The sequence below is a fragment of the Actinokineospora xionganensis genome (assembly GCF_014323725.1).
In the GTDB taxonomy this organism is placed as follows: Bacteria; Actinomycetota; Actinomycetes; order Mycobacteriales; family Pseudonocardiaceae; genus Actinokineospora; species Actinokineospora xionganensis.
On sequence record NZ_JABVED010000006.1, the window covers coordinates 307135 to 322867 of the forward strand.

The 15733-nt window shown below is 69.2% G+C and carries 15 protein-coding genes; 7 read left to right on the top strand and 8 right to left on the bottom strand.

The features are described 5' to 3' along the window. Window positions 1-80: 80 nt before the first annotated feature. Window positions 81-545, top strand: a complete 465-nt coding sequence (locus GPZ80_RS13435; RefSeq protein WP_187220654.1) for a winged helix-turn-helix domain-containing protein — start codon at window positions 81-83, stop codon at window positions 543-545. 58 nt (window positions 546-603) lie between these two features. Here GPZ80_RS13435 and GPZ80_RS13440 read toward each other — a convergent pair whose 3' ends face one another. Further along, window positions 604-1545 carry a helix-turn-helix domain-containing protein gene (locus GPZ80_RS13440; protein ID WP_187220655.1) on the bottom strand — a complete coding sequence of 314 codons (942 nt, stop codon included), beginning with the start codon at window positions 1543-1545 and terminating at the stop codon, window positions 604-606. A 71-nt stretch (window positions 1546-1616) separates the two neighbouring features. Here GPZ80_RS13440 and GPZ80_RS13445 point away from each other — a divergent pair, with 71 nt between their 5' ends. The 4 genes from GPZ80_RS13445 to GPZ80_RS13460 all read left to right on the top strand — a co-directional run bounded on the left by GPZ80_RS13445 (window position 1617) and on the right by GPZ80_RS13460 (window position 4145). Further along, window positions 1617-2039 carry a rhodanese-like domain-containing protein gene (locus tag GPZ80_RS13445; protein ID WP_187220656.1) on the top strand — a complete coding sequence of 141 codons (423 nt, stop codon included), beginning with the start codon at window positions 1617-1619 and terminating at the stop codon, window positions 2037-2039. 74 nt (window positions 2040-2113) lie between these two features. After that, the gene (locus tag GPZ80_RS13450; RefSeq protein WP_187220657.1) at window positions 2114-2665 is read left to right on the top strand and encodes a hypothetical protein; all 552 of its coding nucleotides are present in this window, start codon (window positions 2114-2116) and stop codon (window positions 2663-2665) included. A gap of 299 nt (window positions 2666-2964) precedes the next feature. Further along, on the top strand, window positions 2965-3534 hold the full coding sequence (locus GPZ80_RS13455; RefSeq protein ID WP_187220658.1) for a hypothetical protein: 570 nt from the start codon (window positions 2965-2967) through the stop codon (window positions 3532-3534). Between the two features lie 95 nt (window positions 3535-3629). After that, window positions 3630-4145, top strand: coding sequence for a methylated-DNA--[protein]-cysteine S-methyltransferase (locus GPZ80_RS13460; RefSeq protein WP_187220659.1), 516 nt, complete (start codon window positions 3630-3632; stop codon window positions 4143-4145). Window positions 4146-4183: 38 nt separating this feature from the next. Here the strand turns inward: GPZ80_RS13460 and GPZ80_RS13465 are convergent, their stop codons facing one another. After that, window positions 4184-5770 (bottom strand): M12 family metallo-peptidase, encoded by a 1587-nt coding sequence (locus GPZ80_RS13465; protein ID WP_222719236.1) that lies wholly within the window; start codon window positions 5768-5770, stop codon window positions 4184-4186. A gap of 206 nt (window positions 5771-5976) precedes the next feature. Beyond that, entirely contained in the window at window positions 5977-7017 is a 1041-nt protein-coding gene (locus tag GPZ80_RS13470; RefSeq protein ID WP_187220660.1) for an MBL fold metallo-hydrolase, read from the bottom strand. Between the two features lie 108 nt (window positions 7018-7125). Here GPZ80_RS13470 and GPZ80_RS13475 point away from each other — a divergent pair, with 108 nt between their 5' ends. Further along, window positions 7126-8061, top strand: a complete 936-nt coding sequence (locus tag GPZ80_RS13475; RefSeq protein ID WP_187220661.1) for a hypothetical protein — start codon at window positions 7126-7128, stop codon at window positions 8059-8061. A gap of 4 nt (window positions 8062-8065) precedes the next feature. On the opposite strand, the gene GPZ80_RS13480 is transcribed toward GPZ80_RS13475, so the two are convergent. Genes GPZ80_RS13480 through GPZ80_RS13490 form a run of 3 tightly spaced genes read right to left on the bottom strand, consistent with a single transcriptional unit; the run spans window position 8066 to window position 12728 of the window. Beyond that, window positions 8066-9001, bottom strand: a complete 936-nt coding sequence (locus GPZ80_RS13480) for a TolB family protein (RefSeq protein ID WP_222719237.1) — start codon at window positions 8999-9001, stop codon at window positions 8066-8068. Beyond that, on the bottom strand, window positions 8998-10200 hold the full coding sequence (locus GPZ80_RS13485; protein WP_312880308.1) for an MFS transporter: 1203 nt from the start codon (window positions 10198-10200) through the stop codon (window positions 8998-9000). Before GPZ80_RS13485 ends, GPZ80_RS13480 begins: the two co-directional genes overlap by 4 nt. A 14-nt stretch (window positions 10201-10214) precedes the next feature. Then, complete coding sequence (locus GPZ80_RS13490) at window positions 10215-12728, bottom strand: proprotein convertase P-domain-containing protein (RefSeq protein WP_187220662.1); 2514 nt, start codon at window positions 12726-12728, stop codon at window positions 10215-10217. 262 nt (window positions 12729-12990) lie between these two features. Here GPZ80_RS13490 and GPZ80_RS13495 point away from each other — a divergent pair, with 262 nt between their 5' ends. Further along, a complete protein-coding gene (locus GPZ80_RS13495) occupies window positions 12991-14259 on the top strand; it encodes a YibE/F family protein (protein ID WP_187220663.1) in 1269 nt (422 codons plus the stop codon). Here the strand turns inward: GPZ80_RS13495 and GPZ80_RS13500 are convergent. After that, window positions 14182-14841 carry a 4'-phosphopantetheinyl transferase family protein gene (locus GPZ80_RS13500; protein WP_187220664.1) on the bottom strand — a complete coding sequence of 220 codons (660 nt, stop codon included), beginning with the start codon at window positions 14839-14841 and terminating at the stop codon, window positions 14182-14184. The genes GPZ80_RS13495 and GPZ80_RS13500 overlap by 78 nt on opposite strands. 106 nt (window positions 14842-14947) lie before the next feature. Further along, the gene (locus GPZ80_RS13505) at window positions 14948-15664 is read right to left on the bottom strand and encodes a class I SAM-dependent methyltransferase (RefSeq protein ID WP_187220665.1); all 717 of its coding nucleotides are present in this window, start codon (window positions 15662-15664) and stop codon (window positions 14948-14950) included. Window positions 15665-15733: the final 69 nt, after the last annotated feature.

A 15733-nucleotide genomic window follows, 5' to 3' on the forward strand; every position in this document is an offset into this window, starting at 1 on the left:
TGTGCGAATCGTGACCGTGCTGCCGCGATGTCGGCCTTGACCGCCGCCGACCCAGTCACCTCGCACCCTTTGGATCCCACATGGCAACGCCTCTGTTCAGCGCGCCCGAAACCACCCGACTCGCCCTGACAGTCCACCTGACCGCCGACGCGGACCGGCTCCCCGACCTGTTCGGCGCACTGAGCGCCCTTGGCACGGTCGAGTCGATCGACCCGCTGCCCGGCGTGGTCGTCCCCCTGCCGCGTTCAGCGCCGCTGCGGTTGGCGGTGGGCTCCCGCAAGGTGTTCTGGCGCGGCCGTGAGGTGGCGCTGACCAGGCTGGAGTTCGACCTGCTGCATCACCTCGTGGCTCGGCAGGCGCGGGTGCACCGGCGGCGGGCGCTGATGGCGGAGGTGTGGCACACGACGTATGTCAGCGAGCGGACGGTGGATGTCCATGTGCGCAGGCTTCGCGGCAAGATCAACGCGGATCGGGAGCTGATTCGGACGGTTCGAGGGGTTGGTTATCAGTTCTCGGATCCGACGCTTGCGTTCGTCGAGATCTGAGGCGCTGACATTGGCCGGTGGCGCCTGTTTGGATCGAGAGATTTTGGGGTGTGCGATGTCAGCCGCGGAATGCCCGTCGATAGCCTGATGGTGAGGTGTGCAGGGCGCGGGAGAAGTGGTGGCGGAAGGTCACCGGGCTATCGAATCCCACGGCTGCGGCGATCTCCGCGACCGACTGGTCCGAAGCCTCCAGCAACGGCAGGCTCGCCTGCACCCGCTGGGCGATCAGCCACCGGATCGGACTGGTCCCGCTGCTGTCCTTGAACCGCCGCAAATACGACCGTGTCGACATGTGCGCCCGCTGGGCAAGCGAGCCGACGGTGATCGGTGAGGTCAGATTGGCCATTGCCCAAGCCATCGTCGCCGTCACCGCGTCGTCCTCCGGCGCTGGGACCGGGGACTCGATGAACTGTGCCTGCCCACCCTCGCGATGTGGTGGCACGACAAGCCTCCGGGCGACCGCGTTCGCCACCGCGGCTCCATGATCGGTGCGGATCAGGTGCACGCAGAGGTCCAGGCCCGCGGCGCTGCCCGCGCTGGTCAGGACGTCGCCCTCGTCGACGTAGAGGACATCCGGGTCGACCGAGACCGATGGAAAGCGCGCAGCCAGCCGATCCGCGTAGCGCCAGTGCGTGGTCGCACGGCGGCCGTCGAGCAAACCGGCCTCGGCGAGGGCGAACGCGCCCGAGCAGATGGACACCAGCCGAGCGCCGCGCCCGTGGGCTGACCGCAGAGCTTCCAACAGCGCGCGCGAGCAAGATCCGCGCACGTCGGGCACGCCGGGGATGATCACTGTGTCCGCCGCCGCGAGGTCGTCGAGCCCGCCGTCGGTGTGCAGGCGCGCGCCGCCGATCACGGTGACCTCGTGGGCTTCCGCGCAGACGGTGAGGCGGTACCAGTCCACGTCGAGTTCCGGCCGTGGCAGCCCGAAGACCTCGGTGACGATGCCGAGTTCGAACATCGACATGCCTGGATAGGCCAGCACGCTCACAGTGCGCATGGCGAGATGTTAGCGAACAACGGCATTCGCGCCACTCCCGCCGCCGGGGCTCGCGGCCCGAGGATTGCCCCATGAACCACGCCGCCATCGCCCACTTCAGCATTCGCCTCGCCTTCGAGACCGACGCCAGCGACGTGCACGCCGCCCTGCCGACCGGGGAGATCGTCCTGGTCGACTCGCGGTCCGCCGAGTCGTGGGACCAGGGGCACGTGCCCGGCGCGCTGCACCTGCCGACCGCCCGTGTCGCCGCCGAGGCGGCGGGACTCGTGCCGCTGACGGCGGCCGTCGTCACCTACTGCTGGGGGCCGGGCTGCAATGGCGCGACGCGGGCGGCGCTGGAGTTCGCGAAGCTCGGCTACCAGGTCAAGGAGATGCTCGGCGGGTTCGAATACTGGGCGCGCGAAGGGTTCGAGGTCGAAAGCGCGACCGGCCGCACACGCGGCGTGGTCGACCCGCTGACCGCCCCGGCGCACGCGATCACCTGCGGGTGCTGACAGCGTTTCGGCAGGCCGGAGCGGGGTAGCCAGAAGAGATCCCTTTTGTTCCTTTCGCTCCGGAAGGAGACGACATGTCAACCGGCACGATCATCGGCATCGTCATCGCCGTCGTCGTGATCCTCGTGGTGATCGCGGTCCTGGCCATGATGCGCGGGCGCCGCACGCACCTGCGCGAGCAGTTCGGCCCGGAATATGACCGCACCGTGCGCGAACACCCGCGCCGCGAGGCCGAGCGCGAGTTGGCCCAGCGGGAGAAGCGGCACTCCAAGCTCGACATCAAGGAGCTCTCGCCGACGCTGCGGGACCGCTACTCACAGCACTGGGCGCTCGTGCAGGAGCAGTTCGTGGACCAGCCGAGCCCGTCGGTCGAGGAGGCTGACCGGCTCGTGACCGCGCTGATGGCCGAGCGCGGCTACCCCACGGAGGACTACGACCAGCAGGTCGCCGACCTGTCGGTCGGACACGCCCGGACCTTGGAGCACTACCGCGAGGCGCACGAGATCAAGGAGCGCAACGCCCGCACCCAGGTCTCCACCGAGGAACTGCGCGCCGCGATGGTGCATTACCGGGCGCTGTTCGACGACCTGCTCGGGAAGGCCGAACACCGCGCTGACCAGCGATAACCGTGGAGGTACCCGTGCCACACGAGACCGAACACCAAGATCCTCGACAACAACCGAGCCAGCCCCCGCGGAACGTCGGCTTATCCGCATCGGATGAGGACCGGCGGCCCGGGGATGAAAGCCACTCCACCGAAGTCCCCACGAGACGGGCGCCCACGCACGACGAGTCTGCGGACGTCCGGCGCGAAGGCAGGCCGCAGCCCGGCCCCCGCGGCACGCAGGCGCTGATGCCGCCGACCCACGGCGCGGACGAAGCGTCGCGGCAGCCGCAAGCAAGCAGGCCAACGGAAGCCGGGCCCATGTCGGGACAACCTGAGCGGCCGATCGGCCCCGACCGGCCTGGCGGGCCGATGGACCGGCGCGGCGAACACGGCACCGCCGCGGGACAGCCAGGCAGGCCGATTGCACCCGGGCAGCCCGGCGGTGTGGGCATGACGCAGCCGCACGCGGGCCTCGTCCCGCCCGCTGAGGCCGCCATGACGGTCCCGCCAGGCGAGGCGGCCGTCGCGCAGGAGGCGCCCCGCGCCGACGCGGGCGACCGGGCGGCGGAGTTCGGTCCGCGCTCGACGGACCGGATAGCCCCCGAGATCGACCGCGACGCAGGTCAAACCGGACCCGGCAAGCTGTTCCGGCCGGACGAGGCCTCGCGGCTGCGGGGTGAGTGGCAGCGGGTGCAGGCGACCTTCGTCGACAATCCCCAGGAGGCGGTGCGGGGCGCGGACGCGCTGGTCACCGATGTGATCCGGACGCTGCAGAACTCGATGGCCGACCGCCACAAGTCTCTCCGGCGTTCCACCCAGGACACCGAGGAACTGCGCCAGAGCCTCCACCAATACCGAGCCCTGCTCGATCAGCTCCTCAACGCATGACACCTCTGCGGTCGCCCTTCCAGCCCCCGGCGGAAGGGCGACTCACCGTTTTGTCAGGCGCGTGGGGCAGACTGACAGTGCCCGAAGGAGACCTCATGTATGCACTGTTCGACACGGCCATTGGTCGCTGTGGTGTCGCCTGGGGGCCGAACGGGATTACCGCTGTCCAGCTTCCCGAGAAGGACGACGCCGCAACGGTTCGTCGCCTCGGCGGTGGCGAGCAATCCCCTCCGCCCGCGCACGTGCGTGCGGCGATCGAGCGGATGACCGCGCTGCTGGCAGGTGCGGCCGACGATCTGGCCGACATCGAGCTCGATCCGGCCGGGATTCCCGAGTTCCACCAACAGGTCTACCGCATCGCCCGGGCCATCCCGCCGGGACAGACGCTCACCTACGGCGAGGTCGCGCGCGAGCTGGGCATGCCCGGTTCCGCCCAGGCTGTCGGACAGGCGCTGGGCCGCAACCCGTACCCGATCATCGTTCCGTGCCACCGGGTGCTCGGCGCGGGCGGCAAGATCGGCGGGTTCTCCGCGGGCGGCGGCTCCGCCACCAAGCTCCGCATGCTCACCATCGAGGGCGCGGCCCCCAACGGTCAGCCGTCTCTGTTCTGACGCAGCCGAGGGGGCCTCAGCCCCCTCGGCAACGTGGGTCAGCTCGTGTAGTCCGCCACCAGACTCACGCCCGAGTAAGCGGAGTATCCGTACATGGTGACGTGGTACGTGCCCGCCTGCGCCGTGGTGAACGCGCAGCGCTCGGTCGACGAGCTCGTAGTCGAGCGGCAGTCGTAGGAACTGGTCGACGCGGCGCTGCCGAACTTGACGTACAGGTCCATGTCGCCGGTGCCGCCAGAGGTCGAGAACGACAGGTTCGTCGCCCCCGCGGGAACGGACAGGGTGTACGCGGTCGACGAACCGGAGGCGCCGGACAGCCCGGTGAGCGTGGTGCCCCTGGACAGCTGGTTGGCCGGGGTGGCGGTGCCGCCGCGGAAGGCGGCGATGGTGGCCTTCGTCTGCTCGAGGACCCGCGCGTTGTCACTGCGGTCGGTGGTGCCCATCGCGACGCCGTTGTAGGTCTTGCGCGGGTTCGACCAGTAGTTGAGGCGCGGGCAGCTCGACGTGCAGTTGTAGGCCATGATCGTGCGCCACGAGTTGCCGTACCGGTAGCCGTGGCCGTAGGCGTACGGCGTGGTCTTCGAGTCGGTCGCCGGGTCGTGCCGGGCGGACTGCAGGTGGCCGATCTCGTGGCCGAAGCTGTAGTAGCCGGTCGCGCAGGTGCGGGCCACCACGGCGAACGCGGTCGCCGCCGAGGAGCCGATGCCCGAGGCGATGCCGCAGGACGAACTGGCGTTGAGGACCAGCACGTTCACGTCGGCGGCGTACTGGTCACGCAGGGCGTGCACGCCGTCCATGTAGCCGTCGCTGGTGCCGCGGAAGCGGCTCAGGTCGGTCGACATGCCCGCCTCGGTGTAGTTCACCGTGGAGTAGTGCGCGAGCTCCAGGGTGATCCCGACACCGGAGTTGAGGTAGCCCTTGTTGGTCTCCGAGACCGCCAGGTCGACCAGCGCCCGCATGTCCCCGCTGTAGCCGTTCACGGCCTGCTGGGTCGCGACGACCTGCACCCGGATCACCGTGTTCGCCGCTGCCGCGGCGCCGTCAGTCCGCGTCGCGGGCATGGCGATCGTCGGCAGGCCACCGGGCACCGGCGGGTGGTTCGGCGGCATCTTGGACTCGTCGACCTTCGTCACCGCGTGCTGCCCGCCCGCCACGGGGTGGATTTGGTACAGCACACCGGAAACGCGGACCGATCCGGTGACGCCGTCGCCGGATCGCACCAGTGTCACGGAGTTGTACTCGTCGGTGCCGACCTCGGCCGGACCGGTGGAGCGGGCGATCGCGGTCTCCCGGACCTGCCCGTTCCACAGCGTGTTTCCGCTTCCCGTGGTGCTCGCGTTGCCGCGCACCGCGGTGACCGTGCGGTCGCCCAGGTCCAGCGAGATCAGCTCGGTGCCCGCACCCACCGCCGCGGGATTGGCGCGCTTGATCCGGACCGCCGCGTTGGCGGGCCGTTCGTTGCGCACCTTGTCGGCCTGAGCGGCTTCTCGGGCGGTCGTGTCCTCGGCGAAAAGCGGGACGGCCACCGGACGCGGCTCGGCGGAGGCGGTGGGCAGCACCGCCAGGAAACTCACACCCAGCCCGAGAACCGCGAGTGTGGACAGGGTTTTCCGTCGTCGATTCATTACTCTCCCTCGCGCGACAACCCGACGCGTGCCCCACGCGAGCAGGGGTCGGTGCGCAAGCGGTCGCGCACGGCGAGGCAGGCGCCGTGGTTGGTAATGAAGTTCGGACGGTATCCACGTGATCGCGCCGTGCACAGACGCGCGGGAGGGTTACCTCTTACCAGTTAAGGGAACCAGCGGTTTAGCGACTTTGTCGGCGGAGTCGGTCAGCGCTTCGGGTCACCGGGCAGCGGAACGTACTCGACCACGCCGTCCACAATGGACGATTTGAGCGCACCGCGGACCACCAGCACGTCCAGGTGCGCCGCCGTCTCCCCCACCGCGAGCGTGCGATTGAAGGTGTCCAATTCATCGAATGCGCGGCCACGCCGGGTCCATGCGAGCCGGCTGGCCGCCTCGAACGCCGTCGCCGCGCCGTCGCGGACGACGACTTCGGTCGCGGCGAGTCGTTCCTCGTGGTGCAGCAGCAGTTCGTCGACGCGGGTGTGCACGCTGTCGGTCACCGGGCCGTGCGCGGGCAGCAGGCGCATGTCCGGCAGGGTGCGCGTGAGCCGCAGCGAGTCCAGGTAGGCGCCCAGCGGCAGTTCCGCCCGGGCGGGCTCGAAGCCGATCGACGGCGTGATGTGCGGCAGCACGTGGTCACCGGAGAACATCAGCGACGCGGCCGGGTCGGCGAACACGACGTGGCCGCGCGTGTGACCCGGAGTGGGCACGGCCCGCAGGGTGCGGTCGCCGAGCCGGATGTCCTGGGCGCCGGGGATCCAGTCGTCGGGCAGCTCGTAGACCGACTTGGCCTGCGCGGAGTTGTCCTTGGTGTAGAGCTCCCGCAGCTTCTCCACCAGGTCGGTCGCGCCCCACCGGGCGATCTCGGCCAGCTGCGCCTCACCGGAACCGCCGTGCACGGCGTCGAAGTTCGGCTGCTCCCCGACCCCGAGGGCGATGCGTGCCCCGAACATGCGCCGCAGCTCGACGGCCAGCGTGTAGTGGTCGCGGTGCATGTGGGTGATCAGGAACCGGGTGATGTCCTCGAACCCGTGCCCGATCGAACCGAGTGCCGATTCCAGCAGGTCACGGGCCTCTTGCAGGGCCCAGCCGGAGTCGATGAGGACCAGGCCGTCGGCGCTTTCGACGGCGTAGACGTTCACCGCGTGCAGGCCGTCGTTCGGCAGCGGGAGCGGGATCCGGTAGACCCCGGGCGCGACCGGGAACGCGCCTGGCTCAGTCCATGGACCTGATCCGGCACCCATCGTCGCCTCCCGAAGTAGTTGCCACCCGCAACGGTTAGTCCACCGAACAGTAGCAAGCCACGCCCCGAGTCCCTATCGTTCCCCGCGGGGAGCCCAGGAGGGAGCGCGATGCCGGTCGACCGTGAGACCACCGAGAACAGGCGCCTGTCCCAGGCCCTGTCGACGGGCCCCTTCAGCCTGGCGCTCCGGCTGGCGCTCAAGTCGAGCGGCTTGAGCCTCGACCGCGTCCAGTTCCGCCTCCGCGAACGCGACGCGGCGGTGAGCAAGACGGCGCTGAGCAACTGGCAGAGCGGCCGCACCCAGCCCGAACGCCCCGACTCGCTGCGGGCACTGGCCGTGCTGGAGGACATCGTGGGGGTCCCGGCCGGGTCATTGTCGAGCCTGCTGGGCCCACCGCGCCCCCGCGGCCGCTGGCTGGCGCAGAACCCAGGCGAAATGCGCGCGGACCAGGCGTGGGCCCGCCCGGATGGCCTGGCCCGAGCCCTGGAACGGATGGGAACGAGCATCGACGCGATCAACCGGGTCGCCAAGATCGCCACCCACCTGACCGGCACAGTCGATGCCGAACGCCGGATGCGCACGATGCGCCACCAGATGGTCGTGAGGGCCGAACGCGACGGGATAGACCGCTACACGGGCGCGTACCGCAGCGACGTCGGCGACTGCCTCGACATCACCGACACCATCGGCTGCAGACCAGGCCGCAGACGCCAGGACGCCGAAACCGGTTTCACCACCTACGAACTACTCCTCGACCAACCCGCACGCGCGGGCGAACTGGTCTCCGTCGGCTACACGATCTACACGAACGGCGAGGAGCGCTACCACTCCCAGCGCCTCGGCCGGGCCAGCCAGATCTACACCGTCCAAATCCAGTTCGAAACCGGAACACTGCCGGTGCGCGTGTACCGAACGTACCTACCGTCCATCGGCGACACCTCCCACGAGGACGTGGAAGTCCCCTTGGGCGCAAGCTGCACCGCACAACACACCGTCGTGGACCCGGTGCCCGGCATCTACCGCCTGGGCTGGGATTGGGAGTAGCCGCCTAGCCGCCGATCACAGCGGGCGAAGAAGCATTGCCCCGCAACAGCTTAGGCTCGCCACTACCATCAGCAGGCACCGTGAAGATCCCCGGAATCCCGTCCACCGGCCGCGAGTAAGCGATAGTGGACCCATCAAGCCAAGCAGCCTGATCATCCATATGCGCCTCCTCGGCCAACGCCGTCTCCCGAGACGAAGCCAGATCCATCACATGCAACCGCCACCGATCTCCGAACCGCTTCTTATACGCGACCCGAGTCCCGTCCGGCGACAACGACGGGCACTCAGCGTTCTCGATCACCGACCGCAGTGTCCGATCAGCCAAGTCACCCCTCATCAAGTAGGTCTTAGCGCCAGACCCGAGCGTCACGTAGAACGTGCGGTCATCATCAGCGAAAGTCACACCCCAGAAGTTCCGGTCCACCGCATGATGCTCGACACCATCCACAAAGGACGTGAAATCTTCCATCGACCCGTACAGCGTCCCCGATCGCCGGTCGAAGATCCCCGATGTCGTCGAGAAATACCCAGGCGCCATGTAAGAGTCGCCTTCCCGGAAGACCGTCCAACCGACCAGGTTCCCCGAATCCGACACCCGCGCCCGGCTGGGCGTCCCGTCCAGCTTGATCACCCGCCGCACGGCCAGGTCCGGGCCGAGAACGTCCGCCTCGAAGCTGGGCGGCACCGCCACCGACCGCATGCACACCGTCGTCCCGGCCGAGGTGTAGGCCCGCAGGCAGGACCGGTCCGTGACCACCCCCGAAGCCGGGTCCGTCCGCGAGAACTGCCCGACTTTGCCGCTGCCGTCGATGAACAGCACCGACTCCCGCGCGTTCAGGTCCAGCGACCCGGTCGCCGAACTCCGCGACGCCGACGCGACGTAGACCACCGCCACCACGCTCAACGCGACGATCGCACCGATACCGATGATCTTCTTCACCGCAACCTCCAGCTCGCCACGACCGCGATCACAAGCACTACCGCATAACCGGCGAACGCGGGGCCGAGCCCGACCAGCGAGGCGCCGACGCCGAACAGCACCGCGGCCACCGTGCGGGCCAGCGCCTGCCCGGTCTGCAGCACCGCCAGCCCAGAAGCCTTGACCTCGTCGGGAAGCAGCGGGCCCGCACACGCCATCAACACGCCGTCGGTGGCCGCGTAGAACAGCCCGTGCAGCCCCAGGGCCAGCACGAGCACCGGCCAGCCGCCCAGACCCGACATCAGCAGCCCGTAGACCGCGAGCAGCAACCCGTGCCCCACCAGGAAAACCCGCCAGCGGCCGATCCGGTCGGCCAGCCTGCCCACGGGGATGGCCGCGCACAGGAAGGTGACGGCGATTCCCAATGGAAGCAGTGGCAACAGGTTCTGGGACACGCCGGTGCGCTGCTGGGCCGCGATCAGGATGAACGCGTCGCTGACCGTCGCCAGCCCGAGGAACATCGCGCACAGACACAGCCTGCGATACTCCGGGCGCACCAGCAGGCGAAGGCCCTCGCGCACGCTGATCTTCTTCTTCGCCCGCGTTCCCACCGGCTGCTGGACCCAGACCAGCAGGATGACCAGGCCCACCATGGCGAAGCAGAAGCTGACCACGAACACCGCGTCGTAGGCCTGGGCGGTGATCGCGATCAGCGTGAACGCCACCACCGGGCCGAGCAACGCGCCGATGGTGTCGAGCATCCGGTGCACGCCGAACGCGCGGCCGAGCGTGTCCGGCGGCGCGCTCATGGCGATGATCGCGTCCCGCGGTCCGGTGCGAATCCCTTTGCCTGCACGGTCAAGCGCGAGCAGACCGCCGATGGCGCCCAGCGAGCCGCCCGCGGCCGGGAACCCGAGTTTGGTCGCCGCCGAGAGCCCGTAACCAAACGCCGCCACCGTTTTCGGCCTGCCGGTGCGGTCCGCCGCATGACCGCCGAGGAGTCGCAACAGCGCGGTCGCACCGGTGTAGAGCCCGTCGATCAAGCCCAACTGCAGGTAGCCGACACCCAGTCCGTAGACCAGGTACATCGGCAGGAACGCCGTGACCATCTCCGCGGAGATGTCGGTGAACAGGCTGACCATGCCCAGCGCGAGCACGGTCGACGGTACCTTCGCCGTCGACCGTGCCGCACCGCGCAGCGGCTCAGTGGTGACATACACCGCTGCTGCCCGCCCTACGCCCGGGTGATCTTGACGTCGTCCACCTGAGCCTCCACGAGACTCGGGGTGGCCGAGTCGTCCTCGGCTTCGATGAGGATGCGCACGCTCTGACCCGCGAACTCCGACAGGTCAGCGGTGAGCGTCCGCCATGAGCCGTTGATCTGCGTGCCGTTCCCGCGCTGGTCGAGCACGACCTTGCTCGTCGACCCGACCACCGTGATCTTGAAGTAGTCGGCGGCGACCGCGTTGTCCGCGAATCCGACGCTCCAGCGCAGGGTCAGGCCGAGGGTGCCGCTGGGCAGCGTGATCGTAGGCGACCTCACCGACGTGCGTCCGGCGTCGACGTCGTGCGATCCGGCGCCCGACCCGGCGAGCCTGCCGGTCACGAGGTTGTTGACCCCGCTGGTTGTGGTGCCCAGTTGCTTGTCGCCGTTGTTGGCGGTCGCCTCCGGGTCACCGCGCTCCCACTGGCCGGTCGTGGCGTTGTCCGTGGCCGAAGCGTTGGTCTGCCAGCCCTTGTCCGACTCGAAGTCGTCGAAGAAGACGTCGACGGGGTCAGAGGTGCCGCCACCGAGGTTCAGCGACCAGGTGTCGATGGTGCCGACGTCCTGGGATGCCGTGTCCTGCACGCGCAGCTTCCACGTGCCGTTCGCGACCTCGCCGGAGAGGTTCACCGTGTAGATCTGGTCGATGTTGTCGGTGCCCGAGCCGGTCTTGTTGTGCAGCACCGAAGCGGTGCCGTCCGGCGCGACCAGGCTCACGACCAGGTCGCCGATGTAGGTGTGTTTGATGTGCACCTCGGCCTTGGACGTCGCCGAGGCGTTGCCCGCGCAGCCCGAGATCGTGATCGAGGACTCGACCGTGGCGTTGTCCGGGATAGCGACGTCGGTGCCGTTGGTGCCGGAGCAGGTCCCACCGCCACCGGCCGGGTTCACCGTGAGCGCCACTGTGGTGCTCTTCGTCAAAGTTCCCGACGTGCCGGTGACCGTGATGTTGGCGGTCCCGGTCGCGGCGGTGCTGCTCGCGTTGAGCGTCACCGTCGCTTCCGCGGCGCCGTTGGCGGGCGGGGTGACCGACGTCGGCGACACGTTCGCCGTAACGCCGCTGGGCAGGCCCGAGACGGTCAGGTTGGTCGCGGCGTTGAACCCGCCGGAGCTGGTGACCGTGACCTTGGTGCTCGCCGAGGCGCCCTGAACGACGCTGACCGCGCTCGGGGTGGCCGAGAGCGCGTAGCTCGGGGTGGTGGTGCTGCCCTTCGGCTTGCAGGAACCCGAGAAGTTGTCGGTGTAGGTCCGGCCCGAGATCGGGACGAAGTCGCCGCGGTAGCCGGTCGCCGACAGGCCCAGCTTGAGCACGCCGTACGTGGTGTCGTTGCTGGACTCCACGTTCGGCATGGTCCGGCTGAACGAGTAGAACGCGCGCCCACCGGTGCCGACCAGGACCTGGCGGATGCCGTTGGTCGCGTCGGCGGTGCCATCGGGACGCTGCGGGGCGTACCGCTGGTAGTTGTGGTCGTGGCCGACCAGGATCAGGTCGGCCTTGTGTTCGTAGAGGGCGTCCCACAGCGGCTTCACGAACGTACTGTTGCTGTGCGAGCCCCGGGTGAACAGCGGGTGGTGCCAGTAGGCGGCCGTGCACGGCTTGGTGCTCGCCGCGAGATCATTGCGGAGCCACTGCTCCTGCGCCGAGCCTGCGGAGACGGGCACCTCGCTGACTTTGCCGGTGTTCAGGGCGACGAAGTGCCAGTCGCCGACATCCCAGCTGTAGTAACCCTTTCCGCGCGGGCCGGCCTTCCCAGTGGAGTTGCCGGAGCCGTTGAAGTAGTCGAAGTACCCGGCGGCGTTGCTGGTCTGGTACTCGTGGTTGCCCGGTGTCGGGTGGATGATGTTGTTGAACTGGCCCCACGCCGGATCGTACTTGGTGTCGTAGTCGTTCAGGGAGCCGTTGTCATAGGCGTTGTCACCCGCGGTGAAGACCGCCGCCGGGTTGATCGCCTTGACCACGTCCGCGGTCTGTGTGCAATTGGAGCCGCAGATGTCACCGGCGCCCGCGACGACGACATCGGCCGACGCGGTGCCGGTCTGCAGCGAGTCGACCGTGAACCGGCTCTCCGCCGACGACAGGGCCGCGTCGATGGTGACACAGTTGCCGCTGAAGGACTTCGTGGACATCGACCGGCCGGTGCCATGGGTGGCGGTGAGCGTGTAGCTCTCGCCGCCCGACCCGCGGACGGTCACCGTGTCGGCGCCCTTGAGAGTGAGCCCGGCGAAGTGCGGGCGAACCCACGCGGCGCCGTCCTGGCAGAACTGCCGGGAGGATGTGCTCGGCCCATCGACAACATGTCGTTCGGCGCGCTCGGTGGCGCCCGCCTGGGCGACCTGCGGAACGGCGTTGGCTGCCGCGACAGGGGTTTCCGCAGATTTGGCCACTGGTTGGGCGGCTACCGCCGCGACCGCGGACAGGCCCAACAGGGCCGCGCCGCCGATCGCCACACCGGCTCTGCGCCAGTGCTTTCGTTTATCGTTCACCGTTTCCGGCCTTCCTCGCGTGGTGGAATGCAGGGGTCTTCCGGTCAGGAACGTATTCGGGTATTCAGCACGAGCAATGGGTCCACCGGCGCGACGCCGTGTTCCGTGAATGAACCGGCCGTGGCACCGCAGGTGGGGGCCTTGATCCGGGAGATCGGCGGCCGATTCGACGGACTGTTCCGAGTATTGGTTGGAAACGTTCCCGCTGGCCATGCCGAACGAGCCGTTTCGGGGGGCGCGCGGGCTGTGTTCTGATGCGCCCATGACCCAGCACGGCCATGGCCACGGCGACACGTCCGCGGTCGATTCCGATGATCGCGTCGCCCGCCGCGTGCGGCTGGTCGTCGCGGGGATCCTGCTGCCGCTGCTCACGATCGCGAGCGCGGTGGTGATCTCGCTGTGGCCCGATGGCGGCGGCGTGGTCCAGCAGTCGATCCGGCAGGCGCGCGCGTCGGGCACGATCACCGCCCAGGCGCCCTGCCCGATGGCTCCTACCGACTGCGACATCGCGGCCGTCGCGGTCGACGATGGCCCAGGCGCCGGGACCACCGTCGAGGCGCTGGTGTCGACGGCGAGTGGCGTCAAGGTGTCGGTCGGCGACCCGGTGATGATGGTGCACCGGCCGGAGCGGCCCACGGTGTTCGAGCGTTACGAGGTGGTCGACCGGAACCGCACGATCCCCTTGCTGCTTCTTGGGAGCGTGTTCGCGCTGGCGGTCATGGCGCTGTCGCGGTGGCGGGGGTTCGCCGCGCTGGGCGCACTCGCCGTGTGCCTGCTGGGGCTGACCGAGTTCGTCCTCCCCGCGATCATGCAAGGCGCGAACCCATTGGTCGTCGCCGTGTGCGGCGGCACGGTGATCATGGTGATCGCGTTGTTCATGACCCATGGGATCAACGCGCGGACCGCGGTCTCCGCCGTCGGGACGGTCGCCAGCCTCGGGCTGACCGGACTCATCGGGTTCTGGTCACTGGACCTGGCCGGGATCACCGGGCTGGGCAGTGACAACGTGGGGTTCCTCAGCGGGTACCTGGCCGACGTTGACCTGCAGGGGCTGCTGCTGGCCGGGCTGGTGATCGGCGCGCTCGGCGTCCTCGACGACGTCACGGTCACCCAGGCGGCGGTCGTGTGGGAGCTGTCGGCCGCGGACCCGACGGCCTCGCGGGCCAAGCTGTTCGCGGCCGGGCTGCGCGTCGGCCGGGCGCATGTCGCGTCCACGGTGAACACGCTGGTCCTGGCCTACGCGGGCGCGGCGCTGCCGCTGCTGATGCTGTTCGCAGCCAAGGGACTTCCCGGCGACCACGTGCTCTCGACCGCCCCGGTCGCCGAGGAGGTCATCCGGGCACTGGCGGGCAGTCTGGGCATAGTCGCCGCCGTGCCGCTCACCACCGCGCTCGCCGCCCTCGCCGTCGGCTCCCGCCCGGCGCACGAGGTCCCGGCACCCGCCGGCGGGTACTCAGCTCCCGATCGGCAGGCTGATGGCGGTGACGGCGAGACCCCGGTCGACGAGCCAGCGGCCCGAGAAGCAGGCTAGCGTGCCGCTCTCGATCACCGGGCCGGGAACCATTAGCTCGGCCTCGAAGGTGCCCCCCGGGTCGAAGGTGACCCGTGCGTCCTCGAAGCCGAGCCACTTGTGGGTCAGCGGGAACCAGGCCTTGTAGACGCTTTCCTTCGCCGCGAACAGCAGTTTGTCCCAGTGCACCGTCGGGTCGGCGGCGGCCAGCTCGGCCAGGTGGACGCGTTCCTCGGGCCTGGTCACCGCGTTCTCGACGCCGTCGGGCAACGGCTGATGGGGTTCGGCGTCGATGCCGACCGTCACGATGTCGGTGGTGCGGGCGAGGACTGCGGCCCGGTATCCTGCGCAGTGGGTCATGCTGCCGACGACGCCGTCCGGCCAGCCCGGCGCGCCGCGCTCCCCGGGAAGAATCGGCGCGGGCGGCAGACCCAGTTTCGCAAGCGCTTGCCGGGCGCAGTGCCGAGCGGTGGTGAACTCGCGCCGCCGCTTTTCCACGGACTTGGCGATCACCTGTTCCTCCTCCGGGAACAGGACCGCGTCCGCAGGGTCGTCGTAGGCCTCGACCGCGATCACGGCGGCGGGCAGGATGCGCTCGATCATCACGCTCGACCCTATCCGGCCCGGGCGCGCGGTGGCACGGAATCAGGGGAACCGCTCCGAGTGGGACGGCACGGGCGGCTCCCTGACTCCGCTTTGTTCCGTGCCGTCAGCGCTGGTTGCGGGCGACCACGTAGTTCATCGGCAGGTCCAGCCTGCCGCCGTCGGGCAGCGTGTCGGTTCCGTGCAGGGTGATCGAGCCGGAGTCGACGATGTCGATGCCCGCGTCGTCGAGGAGGGCCTCGAACTTGCCGTCCTGCCAGGACGCGGGGGTCAGGCCGTAGCGGAAGACCCGCTGCAGCTTCGGGACGGCGTCGGCTGCCTGGCCGAGCGCCGATTGGATGGTTTGCGCGGCCGACGGTGCGAGTTCGGCGGCGAACAGGTGGCCGGAGCCGCCCAACAGGGTCGAGAGTGAGGCGACCGCGTCGGCGCGGATCTCGTCGGGCATCTGGTGCAGCACGCCTCGCATGTAGACGTTCACATCGCCGAGTTCCTCGTGCAGTTGCGCCGCGCGGGCGGTGTCACCGAGGTCGAACTCCCGGAACTCGGCTGGGCTGTCGGCCTGCAGCGACCGCGCGTGCTCGATCGCCGCGGGTGCGAAGTCCATGCCGAGCACCCGGGGAAACGTGGCCGCCAGCGCGGCCGTCTGCGTCCCGTTGCCACACCCGATGTCGAGGACGGGGAGTCCTTCGGCGAAATGGTGTTGGAAGAGCGACAGCTGGGCCGTCGCGGTGATGGCGCCGTCGCTGTCCCAGACCGGCAGACCCTTCTCCCGCGGAAGATCGTGCCAGAAACTTTCCCAGTTGGTCCGGACCGACTGTTCCATGTGTCCTCCGCCCACTAACCCAGTAGAGGTGTTTGGTTTACGGCTCAACTGGTGGCGGTGACAAGGGGT

Bases quoted from the DNA above. Each gene is read 5' to 3' on its own strand.
- GPZ80_RS13500 (WP_187220664.1), bottom strand. From the start codon at position 14,841: ATGATCGAGCGCATCCTGCCCGCCGCCGTGATCGCGGTCGAGGCCTAC.
- GPZ80_RS13445 (WP_187220656.1), top strand. From the start codon at position 1,617: ATGAACCACGCCGCCATCGCCCACTTCAGCATTCGCCTCGCCTTCGAG.
- GPZ80_RS13465 (WP_222719236.1), bottom strand. From the start codon at position 5,770: ATGAATCGACGACGGAAAACCCTGTCCACACTCGCGGTTCTCGGGCTG.
- GPZ80_RS13475 (WP_187220661.1), top strand. From the start codon at position 7,126: ATGCCGGTCGACCGTGAGACCACCGAGAACAGGCGCCTGTCCCAGGCC.
- GPZ80_RS13440 (WP_187220655.1), bottom strand. From the start codon at position 1,545: ATGCGCACTGTGAGCGTGCTGGCCTATCCAGGCATGTCGATGTTCGAA.
- GPZ80_RS13495 (WP_187220663.1), top strand. From the start codon at position 12,991: ATGACCCAGCACGGCCATGGCCACGGCGACACGTCCGCGGTCGATTCC.
- GPZ80_RS13455 (WP_187220658.1), top strand. From the start codon at position 2,965: ATGTCGGGACAACCTGAGCGGCCGATCGGCCCCGACCGGCCTGGCGGG.
- GPZ80_RS13470 (WP_187220660.1), bottom strand. From the start codon at position 7,017: ATGGGTGCCGGATCAGGTCCATGGACTGAGCCAGGCGCGTTCCCGGTC.
- GPZ80_RS13505 (WP_187220665.1), bottom strand. From the start codon at position 15,664: ATGGAACAGTCGGTCCGGACCAACTGGGAAAGTTTCTGGCACGATCTT.
- GPZ80_RS13460 (WP_187220659.1), top strand. From the start codon at position 3,630: ATGTATGCACTGTTCGACACGGCCATTGGTCGCTGTGGTGTCGCCTGG.
- GPZ80_RS13435 (WP_187220654.1), top strand. From the start codon at position 81: ATGGCAACGCCTCTGTTCAGCGCGCCCGAAACCACCCGACTCGCCCTG.
- GPZ80_RS13450 (WP_187220657.1), top strand. From the start codon at position 2,114: ATGTCAACCGGCACGATCATCGGCATCGTCATCGCCGTCGTCGTGATC.